The sequence below is a fragment of the Mycobacterium arosiense ATCC BAA-1401 = DSM 45069 genome, assembly GCF_002086125.1.
GTDB lineage: Bacteria > Actinomycetota > Actinomycetes > Mycobacteriales > Mycobacteriaceae > Mycobacterium > Mycobacterium arosiense.
This window is the reverse complement of the sequence record NZ_MVHG01000054.1, coordinates 1-15,839: the sequence shown is the minus strand read 5'-3', so window position 1 is coordinate 15,839 and position 15,839 is coordinate 1. Positions and strand designations below refer to the sequence as shown.

The window sequence follows — 15,839 nt, the reverse complement described above, 5'->3', positions numbered from 1 at the left end:
CTCGTTCAGCGGCCGACGGCCGCGAGGACCACGGGAATGTCGGTGTTCTCGTCGGTGTGATAACTCGCGCAGACGCGGTGGTAGCCGTCGGCGATCTGCACCGGAACCCCGGTGAGGAAGTCACCGCGCACCAGCAGGATGGGTGACAACGGCAGGCCCTTTTCGATCTTGGTCAGGTCCGCGGCGACGTGCGGGTTGTCCACGGGCAGCAGCCCCAGCCGCGCCGCCCGCAGAATGTCTTTGGCCTTTCGGTGCGTCACCGTCCCCGACTTGAGCCTCTTGATCGCCTTCTTCACGGTCTGTGCGCCCGCAAGCATGCTGAGGTAGTCCGCGGCCGCCGGAAAGTCGTGGGCCTCAGGCTTTTCCAGCCATTTCACGCTTAGCATCACGGTAATCCCTTCGCCGGCTCCGACATCGACGCAGCCTACCGCTGGGCCGGGCGAAGTTTGGGATCGGTAGCGGCCGCAGCGGGCTGTACTGGCGCCAGGACGACGCCATCGGGGCGGCGCACGGAGGAAGGAACCACAAGTGAAACGTCTTCTCGCAGCTGCGGTTGGGACCCTGGGCTGCGCCGCGGCTTCAGTAGCCCTGGTGGGGTGCTCGAGCGGCGGATGTGCCTCACTCACGCGTCCGCCGTGTTGATAACAGTCGATGTCAACGGCGCCGAGTCAGCTCTCTAGCTCCTCCCTGCCTGCTGTCGACGCGACCTAGAAATTTCATGGATATCATCTGATCCATGAAGATTGGGCACTTCTTAGCCATGCGCCGAGAACACCCGTAGGTCGTTGTCGACCGGGGGCTACACACTGCATATTAACGACTTTGGCGTGATCCGATGCCTCAGCCGCTCGTCGCCGAGGCCGAGTTGGACGACCGCTCGTTTCCGCTGAGTCAGCCCCCTCGCTCTCAATTTCATTCGCTCGGAAAATCATGGCGGTCGACATAGAACGCCTCGCTCCCTTGGCCCACTACATGGCGAAATCCGATCTGGCGCAGCGACTCCGGTACCCACTGTCGCGTGACACGCGCCGCGGCCTGACGGAGCCTCGCTTCGGGAGCGCCGCGGTCCTCAATCGGGACCTCATCGAGGATCTGAATCAGCCCTTTCCACGTGGGCCCGACACCGCTTCCACGAGTTCAGTTCTGAGCTGGGACTGAGTTTGGTCGCGCCGCAACACCCCGAGGTCGTGCTGCTGACGGCCGGCGCGCAGAGCTTCTTCCCCGACGACACGCTGGATTCGGATGTGACACAGCTGCTTGCGCCGCACGCCACGGGCGCCGGACTCGCCGAAGAAATCGGCGTGGGTGGCGAGGGCTGGTCCGAACTTACTGCGGCGCTTGGCGATTCAAGCCTCATTCTGACATTGCCGAGCGATCGCCGCGATGACTACGCGCTGGCCGCCGGCGCGGGCACAGGTCCGCGCGGCGCGGACGCGGTAGCCCGCGGTGTCACCTCCATCGCCTGGAGCGGGGTTCCGCCCGCGGTCTTCGATGCCGGCGAAAACACCGTGGAGCGGAGCATCGAGGCCCGCGACTCGACGGTCGTCGCCGTCGTGCAGGCGGCCGTCATCGGGCCGGATCCGGCGACCGGCATCGCGGTGCGGCTGAGTTGCGGGGCCATCGAGGGCCACGGCGCCCTGGAGGCCACCGGCCGCGCAGCCCTGCCGTTGGCGGACGGCCCGAGGCACCCCCTGGCGAAGTCGGCGGCGTGGGGCCACGACTGGTCGGCGACGTCCGTCCTGGTGGGCGCGGAAACGACGGAATCCCCCGAAATCCGGGAGCGGGCGCGGCGCTGGGCTCGGTCGCGGCTCGATTCGCCGCCGCGGGACGCCGTCCTCGCCGAGATATTGGCCTCAGAATCTTCCTATTAGGCCTACTAACAGCCCCGGTCATTCCCTATGCTGAGCGAGTGCCAAACACCTATCGAGTGGTTCAGTGGAACACCGGAAACGTCGGCAAGAGCTCGCTGAAATCGATCGTCACCAACCCCACGCTGGAGTTGGTGGGCTGCTACGCCTGGTCACCGGAGAAGGCCGGCCGCGACGTCGGCGAGCTGGTCGGGATCGAGCCGCTCGGCATCGCGGCCACCAACGACATCGATGAGCTGCTTGCGCTGAAGCCGGACTGCGTGGTCTACAACCCGATGTGGATCAACGTCGACGAACTGGTCCGCATTCTGTCCGCGGGCGTCAACGTGGTGACCACGGCCTCGTTCATCACCGGCCGCAACCTCGGCGACGGTCGCGACCGCATCTTGGAGGCCTGCGAGAAGGGCAATTCCACCATCTTCGGGTCCGGCGTCAGCCCCGGTTTCGCCGAGCTGTTGGCCATCGTGTCGGCCATGGTCTGCAACCGGATCGACAAGGTCACCGTCAATGAGGCGGCCGACACCACCTTCTATGACTCGCCGGAGACCGAGAAGCCCGTCGGCTTCGGCCAGCCGATCGACCACCCCGACCTGCCGTCGATGGCGGCGAAGGGGACGGCCATTTTCGGCGAGGCCGTCCGGCTGGTGGGCGACGCGCTGGGAGTCGAGCTCGACGAGGTGCGCTGCGTCGCCGAGTTCGCCCAGACCACCGACGATCTCGTCATGGCGTCCTGGACCATCCCGGCCGGACACGTCGCGGGCACCTACATCAGCTGGCAGGGCATCGTCGGCGGCAAGACACTCATCGACCTCAACGTCCGGTGGAGAAAGGGACAGACGCTGGAGCCCGACTGGAAGATCGAGCAGGACGGCTGGGTCATCCAGATCGACGGGCAGCCCACGGTCACCACCAAGGTCGGCTTCCTGCCGCCGCCGTACTTCGAAGCCACGACGCTCGAGGAATTCATGGACCTTGGCCACATCATGACGGCGGTGCCGGCCATCAACGGCATCGCCGCCGTCGTCGCCGCGGCCCCCGGAATCGCCACGTACGCCGACCTTCCGCTCACACTGCCGCGCGGCAACGCCTATATCGGCTGACCCGGTCAGCCGCGCCTCGCGCGGTCACGAGGATGAAGCTGTCAGCCCGAGCGCTCCGGGGGGTCGGGTTTGGTACCGGGGGGTTGATCGGTGGGCGATTCCCTCAAATAGCGCCTCAGGCGCAGCAGTTGATTGATCACCATGCCGATGCCGAGCAGCATCAGCCCCGCCACTACCGCCACCACGATTGCGGTGCTCACGGGTCCATGATGACAGGAGTGCGGGTTTCGATAGCTGCCATTGCGGGGTAGACACAGCGGCATGAGCAACGAGGACAAGCTGAAGAACAAGATCGAGGACCTGGGCGGCCGGGCCAAGGAGGCCGTCGGCAAGGCGACCGGGGACCACGACACCAAAAACGAGGGCAGGGCGGACCAGGCGAAGTCCAGCATGAAGGACGCCGGCGAAAAGGTGAAGGACGCCTTCAAGAAGTAATGAGCCTGCGCAAGGTGTCGGCCGCCATGATGGCGCGCCGACTGTCGATTGGCCTGCTCTGCGCGGCGGCGGTGTGCGGATCGCTGGTAGCGAGCCTGCCGGTGCCGTCCGCCGCGGCGGGGCCGTGTCCGGACGTCGAGGTCGTTTTCGCCCGAGGATCCGGGGAGGCGCCCGGCGTCGGCGGAATCGGCCAGCCCTTCGTCGACGAGTTGCGGTCCCAGATCGGCGGCAGGTCGCTGACCGTGTATCCGGTGAATTACCCTGCCAGCACGGACTTTTCGAGCCCAGACTTTCCGATGACCGTCATCGACGGTATCCGCGACGCCAGTTCGCACATCGAGTCGATGGCCGCGAACTGCCCCAGCACCAAAGAGGTGCTCGGCGGCTACTCGCAGGGGGCCGCCGTCGCGGGATACACCACCTCGGCCGCCGTGCCCCCAGGTGTCCCCGCATCCGCGGTGCCCCCGCCGATGCCGCCCGAGGTTGCCGCTCATGTCGCCGCGGTGACGCTGTTCGGAACGCCGTCGGGTCAGTTCCTGCAGAAGTACAACGCACCGCCGCTGACCATCGGGCCGCTGTATCAGCCCAAGACCCTCGAGTTGTGCGCGCAGGGTGATCCGGTCTGCGGCAAGGGCGAAGGCGATGACTTCGTCGCGCACACGTCTTATCCGGTCAACGGCATGACGAGCCAAGCGGCCGACTTCGCCGCGAGCCACCTGTAGGTTTGGCGGTCTTGCACAATGAGGCCATGCGGGTTCTGATCACCGGCGGTACCGGATTCGTCGGCGGGTGGACCGCCAAGGCCATCGCCGATGCGGGGCACTCCGTCAGGTTTCTGGTCCGAAATCCCGACAAGCTGCAGACCACCGTTGCCAAGCTGGGTGTGGACGTCTCGGATTTCGCCGTCGCCGACATCACCGACCGCGTAGCCGTGCGGGAAGCGTTGCAGGGCTGCGACGCCGTCGTGCACAGCGCCGCGCTGGTGGCCACCGATCCGCGCCAGACGGCCGAGATGCTGGGCACCAATATGCAAGGCGCGCAGAACGTCCTGGGGCAGTCGGTCGAGCTGGGCCTGGATCCCATCGTCCACGTGTCCAGCTTCACCGCGCTGTTCCACCCAGACCTGGAGACGCTCACGGCGGACCTGCCGGTGGTAGGCGGCGCGGATGGATACGGAACCTCCAAGGCGCAGGTTGAGATCTACGCCCGAGGCCTGCAGGATGCGGGTGCGCCGGTCAACATCACCTATCCGGGCATGGTGCTCGGCCCACCGGTCGGCGACCAGTTCGGCGAGGCCGGCGAGGGTGTGCGATCCGCCGTGCAGATGCACGCGATCCCGGGGCGCAGCGCGGCGTGGCTGATCGTCGACGTCCGGGACCTGGCCGCGCTGCACGCGGCCCTGCTCGAACCCGGGCGCGGACCCCGCCGCTACACCGCCGACGGGCATCGAGTGCCCGCGGCGGCGCTGGCCAATGTGCTCGGCGAGGTCGCCGGCACGCCGATGGTCGCAGTCCCCATCCCGGACACGGCGCTGCGCGTCGCGGGGGCGATGCTCGATCGCGCGAACCGGTTCCTGCCCTTCGATACCCCGATCACCTGGGCGGGGATCCAGTACTACACGCAAATGCCGGCCTCCGACGATTCCCCGAGCGAACGAGAGCTCGGCACTACCTACCGGGATCCGCAGGAGACCGTGGCGGATACCTTCAAGGCCATGCGCACCGAGTGCGGCTAGCCGATGTCAGGCGGCGGGCTTGATCTCCAGACCGACGTGCACCTTGTCGATGCCGCCCCGGACGATCGTGTGCGCATAGAACCACCACGCGTGATACCAGTACCGCTTGAGGACCGCGTTGTAGACCCGTCGCGTCTCGGATTTCGGTAACACCCGGGCGACGGCTTCGACCTCGTCGCTCTTGGGCTTGCCCAGCGCCGCGCTCTTGGCGATCGTCACCCTGGGAGTGTTGTTGATTCGTTTGGTTTTCCACGACCCGTCGTCGGTGATCACCAGCAATGTGTCGTCGCCGTCGGGCACGCCCCAGATCGGCGTCGGCTTCGGGCGCCCGTCCTTGGTGAATGTCGTCAATAGCAGGTACTTGGATTGGATGACGTCCTTGAAGCTGGTGGCCACGCGGGTTCCTTGTCTGTCTATGGATGTCTGTCTATGGATGGATGCCCCAACCATTCCCCGATCGTGAAGTTCCCAATCGCTCTGCGTGTTTGACGGTCAGGTGTCGAACCCGACATCGTAGGCAGCACGGGCATTGAACCTTGACCACCGCGACCTCAGGTGCAAGCATGTCAGCTATTAAAGTTTGGGCGATCGCTCAAACCAGCTGGCTGACAGTTTGTCGGGAATGAGACGGGCCCATGGCGAAGCGCACCAGAAACTGGTGGTCGACAAGACGATGAAATCGCAGAACACTTTTCACCCCAGCCACCAGGAACTGCTCACCCGCCGGTTCCGCACTATGACCACACAGTGACCGCAATTCGCCGACCCAAGGCGCGTGACTCGACCACTCGCGACATGCTGGTGGCCGCCACGAGTCAGATCATGCTCGAGGAGGGCTACGCCGCGGCCACGTCACGGCGGGTGGCGGCGAAGGCCGGCGTCAAACCGGCCCTGGTGCACTACTACTTCCCCACCATGGACGAGCTGTATCTGGCCGTCTTTCGCCGCGGCGCCGCGATCTACCTGGAGCGCCAGCACAAGGCGCTGTCCTCCGACCGCCCGCTGCACGCCTTCTGGGAAGCGCTCATCGAACCCAAGGACACCCGACTGCTGCTGGAGTTCATGGGACTTGCCAACCATCGCAAGGAAATTCGGGCCGAAATTTCGGCATGGTCGGAACGCTGGCGGGAACAGCAGATCACCGCGCTGAACTTCATCGTGCGTGAGCACGAGCTCGATACGGACGAATTCCCGCCGGCGGGCCTGGCGGTGGTCATCGCCTCCATCGGGCGCACGCTGATCCTCGAGCAGGGGCTCGGCTCCCACGGCGGCCACGACGAGGCCATCGCGTTGGTCAACCGCTTCCTGGACCGGTTCGAGATGCCCACGCCTAAGAGACGCCGCGGCGGCTGACGCGACCGATCAGGGCAACACGACCCGCAGTCGCTCCCAGCCGCGGACGGTCGACGTCGACGCCAGTTGCGCCGTGTCGTAATCGATGTCCCATTCGGGCCACCGGTTCAGGATCTCGTCCAGCGCGACGCGGCCCTCGAGGCGGGCCAGGTTGGCACCCAGACAGTAGTGCACGCCCTTGCCGAAGGTGATGTGCGAGATGTTGGCGCGGCGGATGTTGTAAGTGTCGGGGTCGGTGTAACGGCGGTGATCGCGATTGGCGGCGCCGAACAGCAACAGCATGGCGCTGCCGGCCGGAACCGTGGTGCCGTAGCACTCGAAATCCTTTGCCATCCAACGGGCGACGTGCGGACCGGTGGGTTCGAATCGCAGGGTCTCATCGACGGTGCGGGTCAACAATGACCGGTCCCGGTAGACCTCGCGGCGCTGATCGGGGTGCTCGGCGAGCACCTTGGCCAGCCAGCCGATCAGTCGGCCCGTGGTCTCGTTTCCGGCCCCGGCGACCACCTGCGTGTAATGCAGCACCTCCTTGCGGGTCAGCTTGCGGTGCACCCCGTTCTCGTCGTCGAATTCGACGTTGAGCAGCGTCGTCATCAAATCGTCCGACGGGTTCTTGGATCGCCATTCGACGTAGTCGGCATAGATTCGACCATCGGCGATCGAGTCGGCGTCGGCTACCTTCAACGGCGCGCCCGGCTTGGTCCTCAGGTTGGCGTCGTTGGCGTCGCGCACCGAAATCTGTTCGGACTCCGGAATTCCCAACAACATCCCGATCACGCGCATCGGCATCATCGAAGCGAGTTCGGCGATGATGTCGAAGCCCCCGGAGCCGACAAGCGGGTCCAGGCACCGCACGCAGTATTGGCGGATCTGGTCCTCGAGCGCGGCCATCCGGCGCGGGGTGAACACCCGCGACATCAGGCCGCGCAGCCTCGAGTGTTCGGGCGGGTCCTGAAACATCATGACACCGCCGGGCATGTCGAATTTCGACTGGACGAGCTCGAGGATGTCGCTTCGCCTGTTGGAGAAGGTCTCCCAATTGGCCAGGCCGTGCTCGACGTCGGAATGCCGTGACAGCGCCCAGAAGTCGTAGCGCTCGTTGTAGTAGATCGGCGCTTCTTCGCGCAGCCGCGCGTAGACCGGGTAGGGATTGGCATTGATGTCGACGTCGTAGGGGTCGTAGTAGACGTCGGTGTCGTCGGTGACCGTCATCGCTCTCCTCACTTCGGACAGCTGCCGGCGTGCACCGGGAGCGACCGCGAGGATGTCGGGGCGGCATCCTCCACCCACCGATTTTTGGGCGATCGCCCAAAAGTGTGGGCAGGCCATGTCTAGCAGCATCCCGAGGAGTCCGTCAAGGCCGCAGGGCGGCCTCGATCAGCGTTGCCGCGGCGGCGCGCGCATGCACCACGGGCGCGGTGTCATTCAGTGACGTCGCCATTGCGGTGGCGCCCTCGAACAGCACGGCCAGCTGCTGACCGAGCAGGTGGGGGTCGGCGGCGCCGGCCTCGCGCGCGACCGCGATGAGACGGTCGACGAACGTCCGCTTGTGGGTACGCACGATGTCGTCCGTCGTCGCCAGCGATCCGGCCGATTCCACGGCGGCGTTGTGAAAAGGGCAGCCGCGAACGACGTCTGATTGACGCAGGTCGAAGATGGCCAGCAGGCGCTCGCGGGCGGGAAGGTCGACGTCGTCGAGGCGCCGTTCGGTGGGCGCGCCGCCGCGGGCCTCGATGTTTCGCAAATAGGTGTCGACGAGCTCGTTCTTGCTGGCGAAGTGCTGGTAAAGCGTTCGCTTGGAGACGCCGGCCTCTTGCGCGATGAGTTCGACCCCGGTCGCGTGGATGCCGTTGCGGTAGAAGAGCCGGGCCGCGGCGCGCTCGATGCGTTCGCGTGCGCCGCGCCCGGCGACCGGACGGGTGTGTGCGGCTGCACTCATGGCCATCGATAGTACACCGTTCGGTTTACAAGTGAGTCGCAGATTGCTAGCCTGGCCAAAATCAAGTAAACCGATCAGTTTCCTACGAGGGGTATGGCATGGTGTATTCGGACGCTCGCGTCGACGACGCCGAGGATGTGGGATGGGGCGACCCTCAGTCGAGGCTGATCACCTGGCGTGACCCGCTCACCACCCAGGCCGCCGCCGCGTCGATGTCCGGCCTCTCCTACTGGCGCGCGGTGTCCGGCGGGCGGTTGCCGCCACCGCCGATCGGTGAGCTCGTCCAGATGCGCGTCACAGAGGTCCGCAGCGGTCGCGTCACGTTCACCTGCACACCCGACGGGTCCATGTACAACCCGCTGGGCACCGTGCACGGCGGCACCCTGTGCACGCTATTGGACACGGTCACCGGCTGCGCATTGCACACCACGCTCGCGGTGGGCCTCGGCTACACGTCGGTCGAAATCAAGGTCAATTACCTCAAAGCCGTCACCGTGGCCAGCGGTCCACTGACCGCGGTTGGCACCGTGGTCAAGGCGGGCGCGCGCATCGGGTTCACCGAGGCGACGGCCACCGACGCGTCCGGAGCGCTCGTCGCAACCGCGAGCAGCACGCTGTTGATCTTCGAATTACCCAGTCGCGCATCCCAATACAACGGCAACAGTAAGAACGAAGGGACCGGCACGCCATGACTTCCGTTTTGATCACCGGCGCCAACCGCGGCATCGGCCGCGCCATCGCCACCGAGTTCGCCGCGCGCGGCCACCGCGTGGTCGCCACCGCCCGTGATCCCCGCACATTGGCGGACCTCGACGTCGCCCAGCGGCTGCCCCTCGACGTCACCGACGATGCCAGCGTCACCGCGGCCGTCGACGCCGCCGGCGACATCGACATCGTCGTCGCCAATGCCGGAGTCATCTTCTATGCCGCCGTGGAAGCCACGCCGCTGGCCGAGCTACAGCGGCTGCTCAACCTCAACACCGTCGGCGGGATCCGGGTGGCTCAGGCGGTTCTGCCGCAGATGAGGGCCCGGGGCGACGGGAAGCTGCTGTTCATGTCCAGCGTCCTCGGGCGTGTCGTGCTGCCGCCCGGTGCGGCATATGCGGCGACGAAGTGGGCGCTGGAAGCTTTGGTCGAGGCGCTGGCGATCGAGGTCGCGCCGTTCGGGATTCAGGCCGCGCTGCTGGAGCCCGGTGCGGTGAGCTCCGGGGCGCTCGACGACGTGACCACCTACACGCTCCCCGACGATCCCTACGCGGCGATCCTGCGGGGTGGCGGGGTCCGCGCCGGAATGATCACCCCCGAACAGGTCGCGGCCGAGGTGGTCGATGCCGCCGAGAAACCGCAACTGCCGCTACGCATTCCGATCGGCGGGGCGGCCAGGGCGCTGCTGACCGCCCGCCACGCGGCGCCCGACGATGTCCCGTTCATCCCGGGGGCGGTCGGGAGATGATGGTCAAGTGACGTATGACAAATCGGCGACCGCGCTCCTGCTGATCGACCCCTACAACGACTTCATCTCTCCCGGCGGGAAAGTGTGGGATCGATTGCGGGGCGTCATCGAGGGCAATGACTGTATTACCCATATGCAGCAGGTACTTGACGCCGCCCGCGGCGCAAACCTGCGCGTGTTTTATGCGCTGCATCGCCGATACCGGCCGGGCGATTATGAAACGTGGAAATACGTCGCGCCGGTGCAACGAGCGGCCTGGTCGCGCAAGGCTTTTGAGTACGGCACCTGGGGCGGTGAGATCCGCCCCGGGTTCGAGCCGCAGCCGGGCGACATCGTTGCTGACGAACATTGGTGTTCGAGCGGGTTCGCCAACACCGACTTGGACCTGCAACTCAAACGCCATGGCATCGAGCGGGTCATCGTGATGGGTTTGATCGCGCACACCTGCGTCGAGGCGACGGTTCGGTTCGCCGCCGAACTCGGTTATGACGTCACCGTGGTCCGAGACGCCACGGCCGACTACTCGGATACCGAAATGCACGCCGCCCTCGAGGTGAACATGCCCAACTACGCCTCGGCCATTGTGACCGCCGACGAGGCCGTCGCCGCGATCACCGCTCTTTAAGTGGACATCACGGGGCCCTGGCGATCCGTGAAGATTTGCGGCGCGCGTGTGAAGGCCTCGTTAAGAACGAGGCGCGCCGGCCGCGGAACACGCACGGTGAACCCATGACGCTCGCCGCTACCCGCGACAGCGCCCTGCGTTGGGCTCGGGCGTCGCTGCGTGCCCTGCCCGGTGCAACGTCGATTCGAGTGACAGCAAGCTATGCGGTGATCTTGCTCGCCATCGATCTCATCCTCACCGGGCTGGGCCCGCACGCGCGCGAGGTCGCCGTGAGCCGACTGAGCACCAACGTGCACAACCTGGGGCGCGGTCACCTGGGCACCTTGATCGGAAGCGCTTTCCTCGACGACGGCGGCGATCTGTTCTTCTGGCTGCCCGGGCTGGTCTGCCTGTTGGCCTTGGGTGAACTCCTCTGGTGCGGCAGAGGATTGCTCGTCACCTTCGCCGTCGGGCACATCGGCGCCACATTGATCGTTGCGGTCGGACTGGTCGCCGCCATCAAAACCGGCATGCTGCCGGTTTCCGTCGCCCGGGCCAGCGACGTGGGAATCAGTTACGGCGCGGTGTGCGTGCTCGGCGCCTTCACGGCCACGATCCCGGCGCGTCGGCGCCGGGTCTGGACGGGCTGGTGGCTGGGGACCGCGGTGGTGGCGGCCGCGGGTGCGGACTTCACCGCCGTCGGCCATGTGGTGGCGTTGCTGCTCGGCATCGGGTTGTCGTTCCGGTTGCGGTCGACGGACTCTCGCGCACCCCTGCACCAGGCGTTGCTCATGGTAGCTGTCGCGTTCGGCTATCTCCTGCTCGCCGGGCCTTCGCTGATGGCGCCGGCCGGCGGGCTGGCCGGCGCGCTCATCGGACTGGCCACCAACCGCTCGTTAGTCGGAGGGTCCCGCCAGCGTATCGACGTGGTAGCGGCCGGCGGTCCAGGGCGGTGAGTCGGCGGCGGGCGTCAGGGTGATCGTCACCTCCGCCTTGCCTCCCGTGACCGATCGCGGCACCAGGTAGGTGTCGTCCAGCCACCGGTGGAAGCTGTTGCTGCGCGGCTGCAGCCAGTTGCCCGCGGGTGTGCCGTCAACCGCAACGTCGGCCGACTGAAAGCCGGTGGCCTGATCCGATGTGCGCCGCAGCAAGATGCCCCGGTTATCCGGATCGATCCGAACGTGAAACGTGATCGCGCCCTTGGCGGTCCGAACGGAGCCGACGACGGGCAGGATGTCCTGAGTGCCTTCATATTCGCTGACCAGTAACTGGTCGTTCGCGTCGGAGTCGGTGTAGCCGTGCAGGACTCGATTGACGAAGTCCGTTGGACTGACGTCATCGCCGCCGGCGACAACGGCGTCCGGCTGTGTGTACAGGAATGCGGTTGAGCCGTAATCGGGTTGGACCATGTTCCGTTTGCCGTGCTCGATGCCGAATCGAATCGCAGAGTGATAGCCGATGGCGTCGGCCAGCATGATCCGATAAACGGCGACACAGTAATCGGCGCAACCGCCGGCGGCGGTGCGTTGATCAGGCTGGCCGTTGAGTGGGTCACTGAAGTGGGTGCCGTCCTTGAAGTACCAGCCACCCTCATAAAGGTCCTCGGTGCCGGTGCCGTACCACTGCGGGGACGCGGCGCCGTCGGTATAGACCCGCTCGGCGCCCTCGAGAAAGTAAGGGGCCTCATCACTGAACGCGGTTTTGGTTCGATAGCCGCGGATGGTCTGGCTGACACCGACGAATTTGCCGTGTCCTTGCTCCTCGGCGAACAACCAGTCCTGACGGAGCGCAGTCGGCCCGGCATGTGAGCGTGCGGTGAAATAGCCGGCTCGGCCGCTGCTCAGCGCGGGCGCCCACTGGCCGTCGGGTGTGGTGGTGACGTCGCTGTCTATCCCCGATACCGCCTCGGCGCCCGCGTTGACGAGTGTGACGCGAGCCGAATGCGCGAAAGGCATTGGCCACCAAGCGCATAGCACCAGCGATCCGTCGGGCTGTGGAGTGGCGGCGAACATCAGCGATCGCACGGAGTTGGCACCCAGCCCGGCGCCGAAGAATTCCCCCCGTGGGGAGTCCACCATGGTACGGCCGTCGAACTCGACCTGCAGGCGCAAACCGGTCAGCTGTCCAGCCGCCGGCTCGGCAAGCTCCAGCCGCAGCGCCGAGATACTGGCCGGGCCGGTCGATTCGGCGATGGTTTGTCCGGCGCCGGCGGCCAGCTCGATGATCCGATTGCTGTGCGCGGCAACGGTGGCCGCCGGTTTGGGGTCGGCCGTACCGGCGGCGCGGAGCGTGTCCAGCACGTCGATTGCGGGATCGGTGGATGAAAAGGTGGTGATCCCGTCGGCGCTGGGAAACTGCCGATAGTCGACGTGGTAATACTCCAAATGGGATGTGACGCTGACCCGCATCGAGCGCCGATACGGCATCGGCACCTTGATGTAGTCGCCCCCCGGCGATTGCGCGGCGTTGGCCACCAGCGGCCACACGAAGGGCGCCCCCAAGTTGCCATCGACCAACGATTGCAAGGGGGTATCGACCACGGCCTGCCCGTCCAGCTCGATGCGGATGTTTCCCAGAGCGCGGAGATTGCCGCCGTCGCGGGTCAACCAGATCGAATCGATCTCTCCGGCACCGTGATCCTCCGCGATGACACAGCCGGCGCCCCCCGCCGCCAGGCACCCGCCGCTACCGTTGCGATTGCCGGTCGATATGTCGAAATCGCCGCCACTGCGATCAAAGCTGGACACCTGCAGAGTCTGCGAACCGGGGTTCAGATACGGCAGCCGATCCAGCCGCCGGTAGGTGTCCCAGCCGACCAATCTTTCGCCGATTTGTTTCGTCGTGGGCATGGCCGGCTCCGCCCCGGCCGCGCCGGTGGCGGGAATCGTCCACAGCAGCAGCGCGAATGCCGCGGTGCATAACCGCGCTGCCACCGACATAGCACCTGAGCCTACGGAACGAAATGCCGTACCTGCAGTCAGGCGCCGGGCGGAAATTCCGTACTGAAAGTTCGATCTCGCGCTTCAGACCAAATGAATATCCTTTTCTACCCCAACCTATTTACTCGATTTTGGCGACTTCCGTTCTGCGGTCACGCATTTGATAGTCCAAAAATGACGACCTACACTCGACTGCTTTCAGTCAGATGATGTAATTCGGTAGTAATTACTCGTTCCCATACTCATATAAGGGGGCGGCGCATAATATTCATACCCTCGGGCTTCAGATTTCTCCTTGGGGCGGAGTGGTCATGTCCGGTCTGAAATACTCTGAAATACAAAGTTGCTCTTGGTCTGATCCTCACCTTCGCCGCCCTCACGGCTTCCGGCTGCACTATGCCGTTAACAATCGATTGTGGCCCCAATCTGACCTGCACGCTGTAGTCCGCCGGGACCGTCAGGGCCTCAATCACTCGCACCCATTCTTGGCCCGTGGTTTGAATCCGATCGGCATTGCCAGGATCAAAAGAGCTTAGTTGTCACTGTGACACATCGCCTCAAGCCGCTGCGGCGGCTACTACTTCCCTTTTTTGATATCTCGATCTCTGCTGGGCTGAACCCGTTTCGGCTCGCCGGGCATCTTCGGAGTGCCGTCCTGTTAAACGCTGTGCAGTGCTGGGGAAATGCAGATCATCCGGTGACGCTGTGCGCCATGTTATCGGGCGAGTTTTCGCCCCCCTACACAGCGAGGAGCCCACACATGACCACAACTGAAACCGCCCCGCTCGACCTGCTCAACCAGCTCACCGACGACCAGTGCCGATCAATCCTCCGCATCATCCAGAGCGAGGTCCGGTACAACCAGCTCAAGGCGCGCCTCGCGCATATCACCCTGCCCGAAGGCTGGAACACGGACGACTGTTGGGAAGAGTGCCAGGACACGGAGCGGCGCGAAATCTACGGCCCCACCCTCGGCCGGGTGACGCCCTACGTGACGCAGCGGGGAGACGGCCTGTACGAAAACGAGTTCGTCGTGGTGATCGTGCCCGAGGCGGTCGCCCCTAAGATGATTTGGGAAATCAGCCGCAGTGAGGCGCTGGATTTGGCCCGGAAGTTGATCGCGACGTGCGATGAGATTACCCGGGTGGTGTCGTGAAAACCGCACTCGCCCTCGTAGCCCTAGCATTGGGCATCCTCGCCCCGACAGCCCACGCCGACAGCACCTATCAGCCGCAACCCACGCCGTGGCCCGGGCAGCTTCAGCCCGACTGGGAGATGTACCCCTTCGGCTCATGGGGCGGTTTGCCCACGCTGTGCAGCCCGGTCGCGGTAGCCTGCGGCCCAGTAGCACCCAACCCGAACGGATAGAAGATGGTCGGTTTCATAATCGGGATGATGGTGGCCCTGATAGTCATCGCTGTCTGGCCCATCGTTGAGGATTGGCTGCCCCACGATCCGCTTCCCCCGATCACGCACGAGCGAATCGAGTAGCCTGACCGTTGACCTCCCCGGTCATAAGAAAATCCCCCTACCTGCAAATGACCAAAACAGGTAGGGGGATTTCTTTTGGCACGGTAGGGCTCCAATCCACCGTGCAAATCCGCTGATCGGGGCTCCCTTGTCCACCTTTCGGTATTCAGTCAGCGGCAAACTCAACCCCGGGCGTGTGGAAGGGCACCCGGGGGAGCGCGAAACCCAAGGGGGCGTGGAGGAACCTTGGGCGCGTTTATATCAGCGGCGGTAGGTCACGTCGTACCAAACCCTCGGGAACACTCTGCCCGTTAGGGCGTGCGGGCTATCCCAGTTGCTATCACTGACAACCTCATACCGCACTGACCCGATCACCAGACGATCCCCGTAGCGCACCTTCGGCGCTGGGGTGCCGTCAGTGAGCTTGGCGTCTTTTCTGATGCCGATGGTTCCGCGTCCATCCGCTGACTCTTGGCGTGCCTCGTTGCCGTTGTATCGCTGAGAACTGATCGAACCTTGACACACGTCAACGATTGTCCCGAGATAACCGCCGAGCTGGTGGTCGTAGATGTCCAACGGATTCCCATCGGCATCGATCGGGTCCCCGTTTCTGTCTCGAGCCGGCGCCCTGTAGAGGTCCGCTGTCGCCCCGTTCATCTGGCGCGAACCCGATACCTGTTCAGCACAAGCAATTCGGCAGTCGACCATGCAAACGGCGCGGCGCCGAAACTCATCGTCTCGGGTCCCTGCGTCTGATACGTCTGGACCTGACCGGCGTATGTCACTAATCGTGCTGTGGCAGAGAGGATTACTGCTGATAGGTCCGTATTCGGTACGCCGTCGGTGAATCCGATTCCTCTGGTGTAGGTTGCGTCCGCCAAGGTGGTGTACGAGTCGGGGACCGATTTGGTGACCGGCGTGTCGTAGCCGAGTGATTGAAGGT

General features: G+C 65.0%; 21 protein-coding genes. 12 read left to right on the top strand and 9 right to left on the bottom strand.

The features are described from left to right. Window positions 1-5: 5 nt before the first annotated feature. Window positions 6-386: a hypothetical protein gene (locus BST14_RS18740; RefSeq protein WP_083065882.1), complete on the bottom strand. Its 381-nt coding sequence runs from the start codon at window positions 384-386 to the stop codon at window positions 6-8. 774 nt (window positions 387-1,160) lie between these two features. Between BST14_RS18740 and BST14_RS18730 the strand changes: the two genes are divergently transcribed. Both BST14_RS18730 and BST14_RS18725 read left to right on the top strand, forming a co-directional pair. Beyond that, window positions 1,161-1,871 carry a hypothetical protein gene (locus tag BST14_RS18730; protein ID WP_245845524.1) on the top strand — a complete coding sequence of 237 codons (711 nt, stop codon included), beginning with the start codon at window positions 1,161-1,163 and terminating at the stop codon, window positions 1,869-1,871. Between the two features lie 38 nt (window positions 1,872-1,909). Further along, window positions 1,910-2,968 (top strand): NAD(P)H-dependent amine dehydrogenase family protein, encoded by a 1,059-nt coding sequence (locus tag BST14_RS18725; RefSeq protein WP_083065880.1) that lies wholly within the window; start codon window positions 1,910-1,912, stop codon window positions 2,966-2,968. 41 nt (window positions 2,969-3,009) lie between these two features. Here the strand turns inward: BST14_RS18725 and BST14_RS30115 are convergent, their stop codons facing one another. After that, entirely contained in the window at window positions 3,010-3,168 is a 159-nt protein-coding gene (locus BST14_RS30115) for a hypothetical protein (RefSeq protein ID WP_158085900.1), read from the bottom strand. Between the two features lie 61 nt (window positions 3,169-3,229). On the opposite strand from BST14_RS30115, the gene BST14_RS18720 reads away from it, so the two are divergent. From BST14_RS18720 to BST14_RS18710, 3 genes are read left to right on the top strand one after another with little or no spacing between them, the layout of a single operon-like run. Then, entirely contained in the window at window positions 3,230-3,403 is a 174-nt protein-coding gene (locus tag BST14_RS18720) for a CsbD family protein (RefSeq protein ID WP_083065879.1), read from the top strand. Then, window positions 3,403-4,125: a cutinase family protein gene (locus BST14_RS18715; protein ID WP_083065878.1), complete on the top strand. Its 723-nt coding sequence runs from the start codon at window positions 3,403-3,405 to the stop codon at window positions 4,123-4,125. The genes BST14_RS18720 and BST14_RS18715 overlap by 1 nt, the downstream gene beginning before the upstream one ends. Window positions 4,126-4,151: 26 nt before the next feature. Continuing rightward, entirely contained in the window at window positions 4,152-5,138 is a 987-nt protein-coding gene (locus tag BST14_RS18710) for an SDR family NAD(P)-dependent oxidoreductase (protein WP_083065893.1), read from the top strand. Window positions 5,139-5,144: 6 nt separating this feature from the next. On the opposite strand, the gene BST14_RS18705 is transcribed toward BST14_RS18710, so the two are convergent. Then, on the bottom strand, window positions 5,145-5,534 hold the full coding sequence (locus tag BST14_RS18705) for a PPOX class F420-dependent oxidoreductase (RefSeq protein WP_083065877.1): 390 nt from the start codon (window positions 5,532-5,534) through the stop codon (window positions 5,145-5,147). A 226-nt stretch (window positions 5,535-5,760) separates the two neighbouring features. Between BST14_RS18705 and BST14_RS31440 the strand changes: the two genes are divergently transcribed. After that, entirely contained in the window at window positions 5,761-5,889 is a 129-nt protein-coding gene (locus tag BST14_RS31440; protein ID WP_281252813.1) for a hypothetical protein, read from the top strand. Window positions 5,890-5,933: 44 nt separating this feature from the next. Continuing rightward, a complete protein-coding gene (locus tag BST14_RS18700; RefSeq protein ID WP_083065876.1) occupies window positions 5,934-6,491 on the top strand; it encodes a TetR/AcrR family transcriptional regulator in 558 nt (185 codons plus the stop codon). Window positions 6,492-6,500: 9 nt separating this feature from the next. Here the strand turns inward: BST14_RS18700 and BST14_RS18695 are convergent, their stop codons facing one another. Beyond that, complete coding sequence (locus tag BST14_RS18695; RefSeq protein WP_083065875.1) at window positions 6,501-7,703, bottom strand: cytochrome P450; 1,203 nt, start codon at window positions 7,701-7,703, stop codon at window positions 6,501-6,503. A gap of 142 nt (window positions 7,704-7,845) precedes the next feature. Then, a complete protein-coding gene (locus BST14_RS18690) occupies window positions 7,846-8,430 on the bottom strand; it encodes a TetR/AcrR family transcriptional regulator (RefSeq protein WP_083065874.1) in 585 nt (194 codons plus the stop codon). Between the two features lie 98 nt (window positions 8,431-8,528). Between BST14_RS18690 and BST14_RS18685 the strand changes: the two genes are divergently transcribed. From BST14_RS18685 to BST14_RS18670, 4 genes are all read left to right on the top strand, one after another. Beyond that, window positions 8,529-9,122, top strand: a complete 594-nt coding sequence (locus BST14_RS18685) for a PaaI family thioesterase (RefSeq protein WP_083065873.1) — start codon at window positions 8,529-8,531, stop codon at window positions 9,120-9,122. Then, entirely contained in the window at window positions 9,119-9,883 is a 765-nt protein-coding gene (locus BST14_RS18680) for an SDR family oxidoreductase (RefSeq protein WP_083065872.1), read from the top strand. The genes BST14_RS18685 and BST14_RS18680 overlap by 4 nt, the downstream gene beginning before the upstream one ends. Window positions 9,884-9,890: 7 nt before the next feature. Continuing rightward, entirely contained in the window at window positions 9,891-10,508 is a 618-nt protein-coding gene (locus BST14_RS18675) for a cysteine hydrolase family protein (protein ID WP_245845518.1), read from the top strand. A 104-nt stretch (window positions 10,509-10,612) separates the two neighbouring features. Beyond that, the gene (locus BST14_RS18670) at window positions 10,613-11,443 is read left to right on the top strand and encodes a rhomboid-like protein (protein ID WP_083065870.1); all 831 of its coding nucleotides are present in this window, start codon (window positions 10,613-10,615) and stop codon (window positions 11,441-11,443) included. On the opposite strand, the gene BST14_RS18665 is transcribed toward BST14_RS18670, so the two are convergent. Beyond that, entirely contained in the window at window positions 11,384-13,426 is a 2,043-nt protein-coding gene (locus tag BST14_RS18665) for a glycoside hydrolase family 172 protein (protein ID WP_083065869.1), read from the bottom strand. The genes BST14_RS18670 and BST14_RS18665 overlap by 60 nt on opposite strands. Before the next feature lie 760 nt (window positions 13,427-14,186). Here BST14_RS18665 and BST14_RS18660 point away from each other — a divergent pair. Continuing rightward, window positions 14,187-14,582 carry a hypothetical protein gene (locus BST14_RS18660; RefSeq protein ID WP_083065868.1) on the top strand — a complete coding sequence of 132 codons (396 nt, stop codon included), beginning with the start codon at window positions 14,187-14,189 and terminating at the stop codon, window positions 14,580-14,582. A gap of 103 nt (window positions 14,583-14,685) precedes the next feature. Here the strand turns inward: BST14_RS18660 and BST14_RS31435 are convergent, their stop codons facing one another. From BST14_RS31435 to BST14_RS30585, 3 genes are all read right to left on the bottom strand, one after another. Beyond that, the gene (locus BST14_RS31435; protein ID WP_281252812.1) at window positions 14,686-14,811 is read right to left on the bottom strand and encodes a hypothetical protein; all 126 of its coding nucleotides are present in this window, start codon (window positions 14,809-14,811) and stop codon (window positions 14,686-14,688) included. 346 nt (window positions 14,812-15,157) lie between these two features. Next, a complete protein-coding gene (locus tag BST14_RS18655; RefSeq protein WP_142279471.1) occupies window positions 15,158-15,472 on the bottom strand; it encodes a hypothetical protein in 315 nt (104 codons plus the stop codon). Window positions 15,473-15,549: 77 nt separating this feature from the next. Further along, window positions 15,550-15,839, bottom strand: a 290-nt coding sequence (locus tag BST14_RS30585; RefSeq protein ID WP_083065866.1) for a hypothetical protein, incomplete at its 5' end; no start/stop codon positions are given.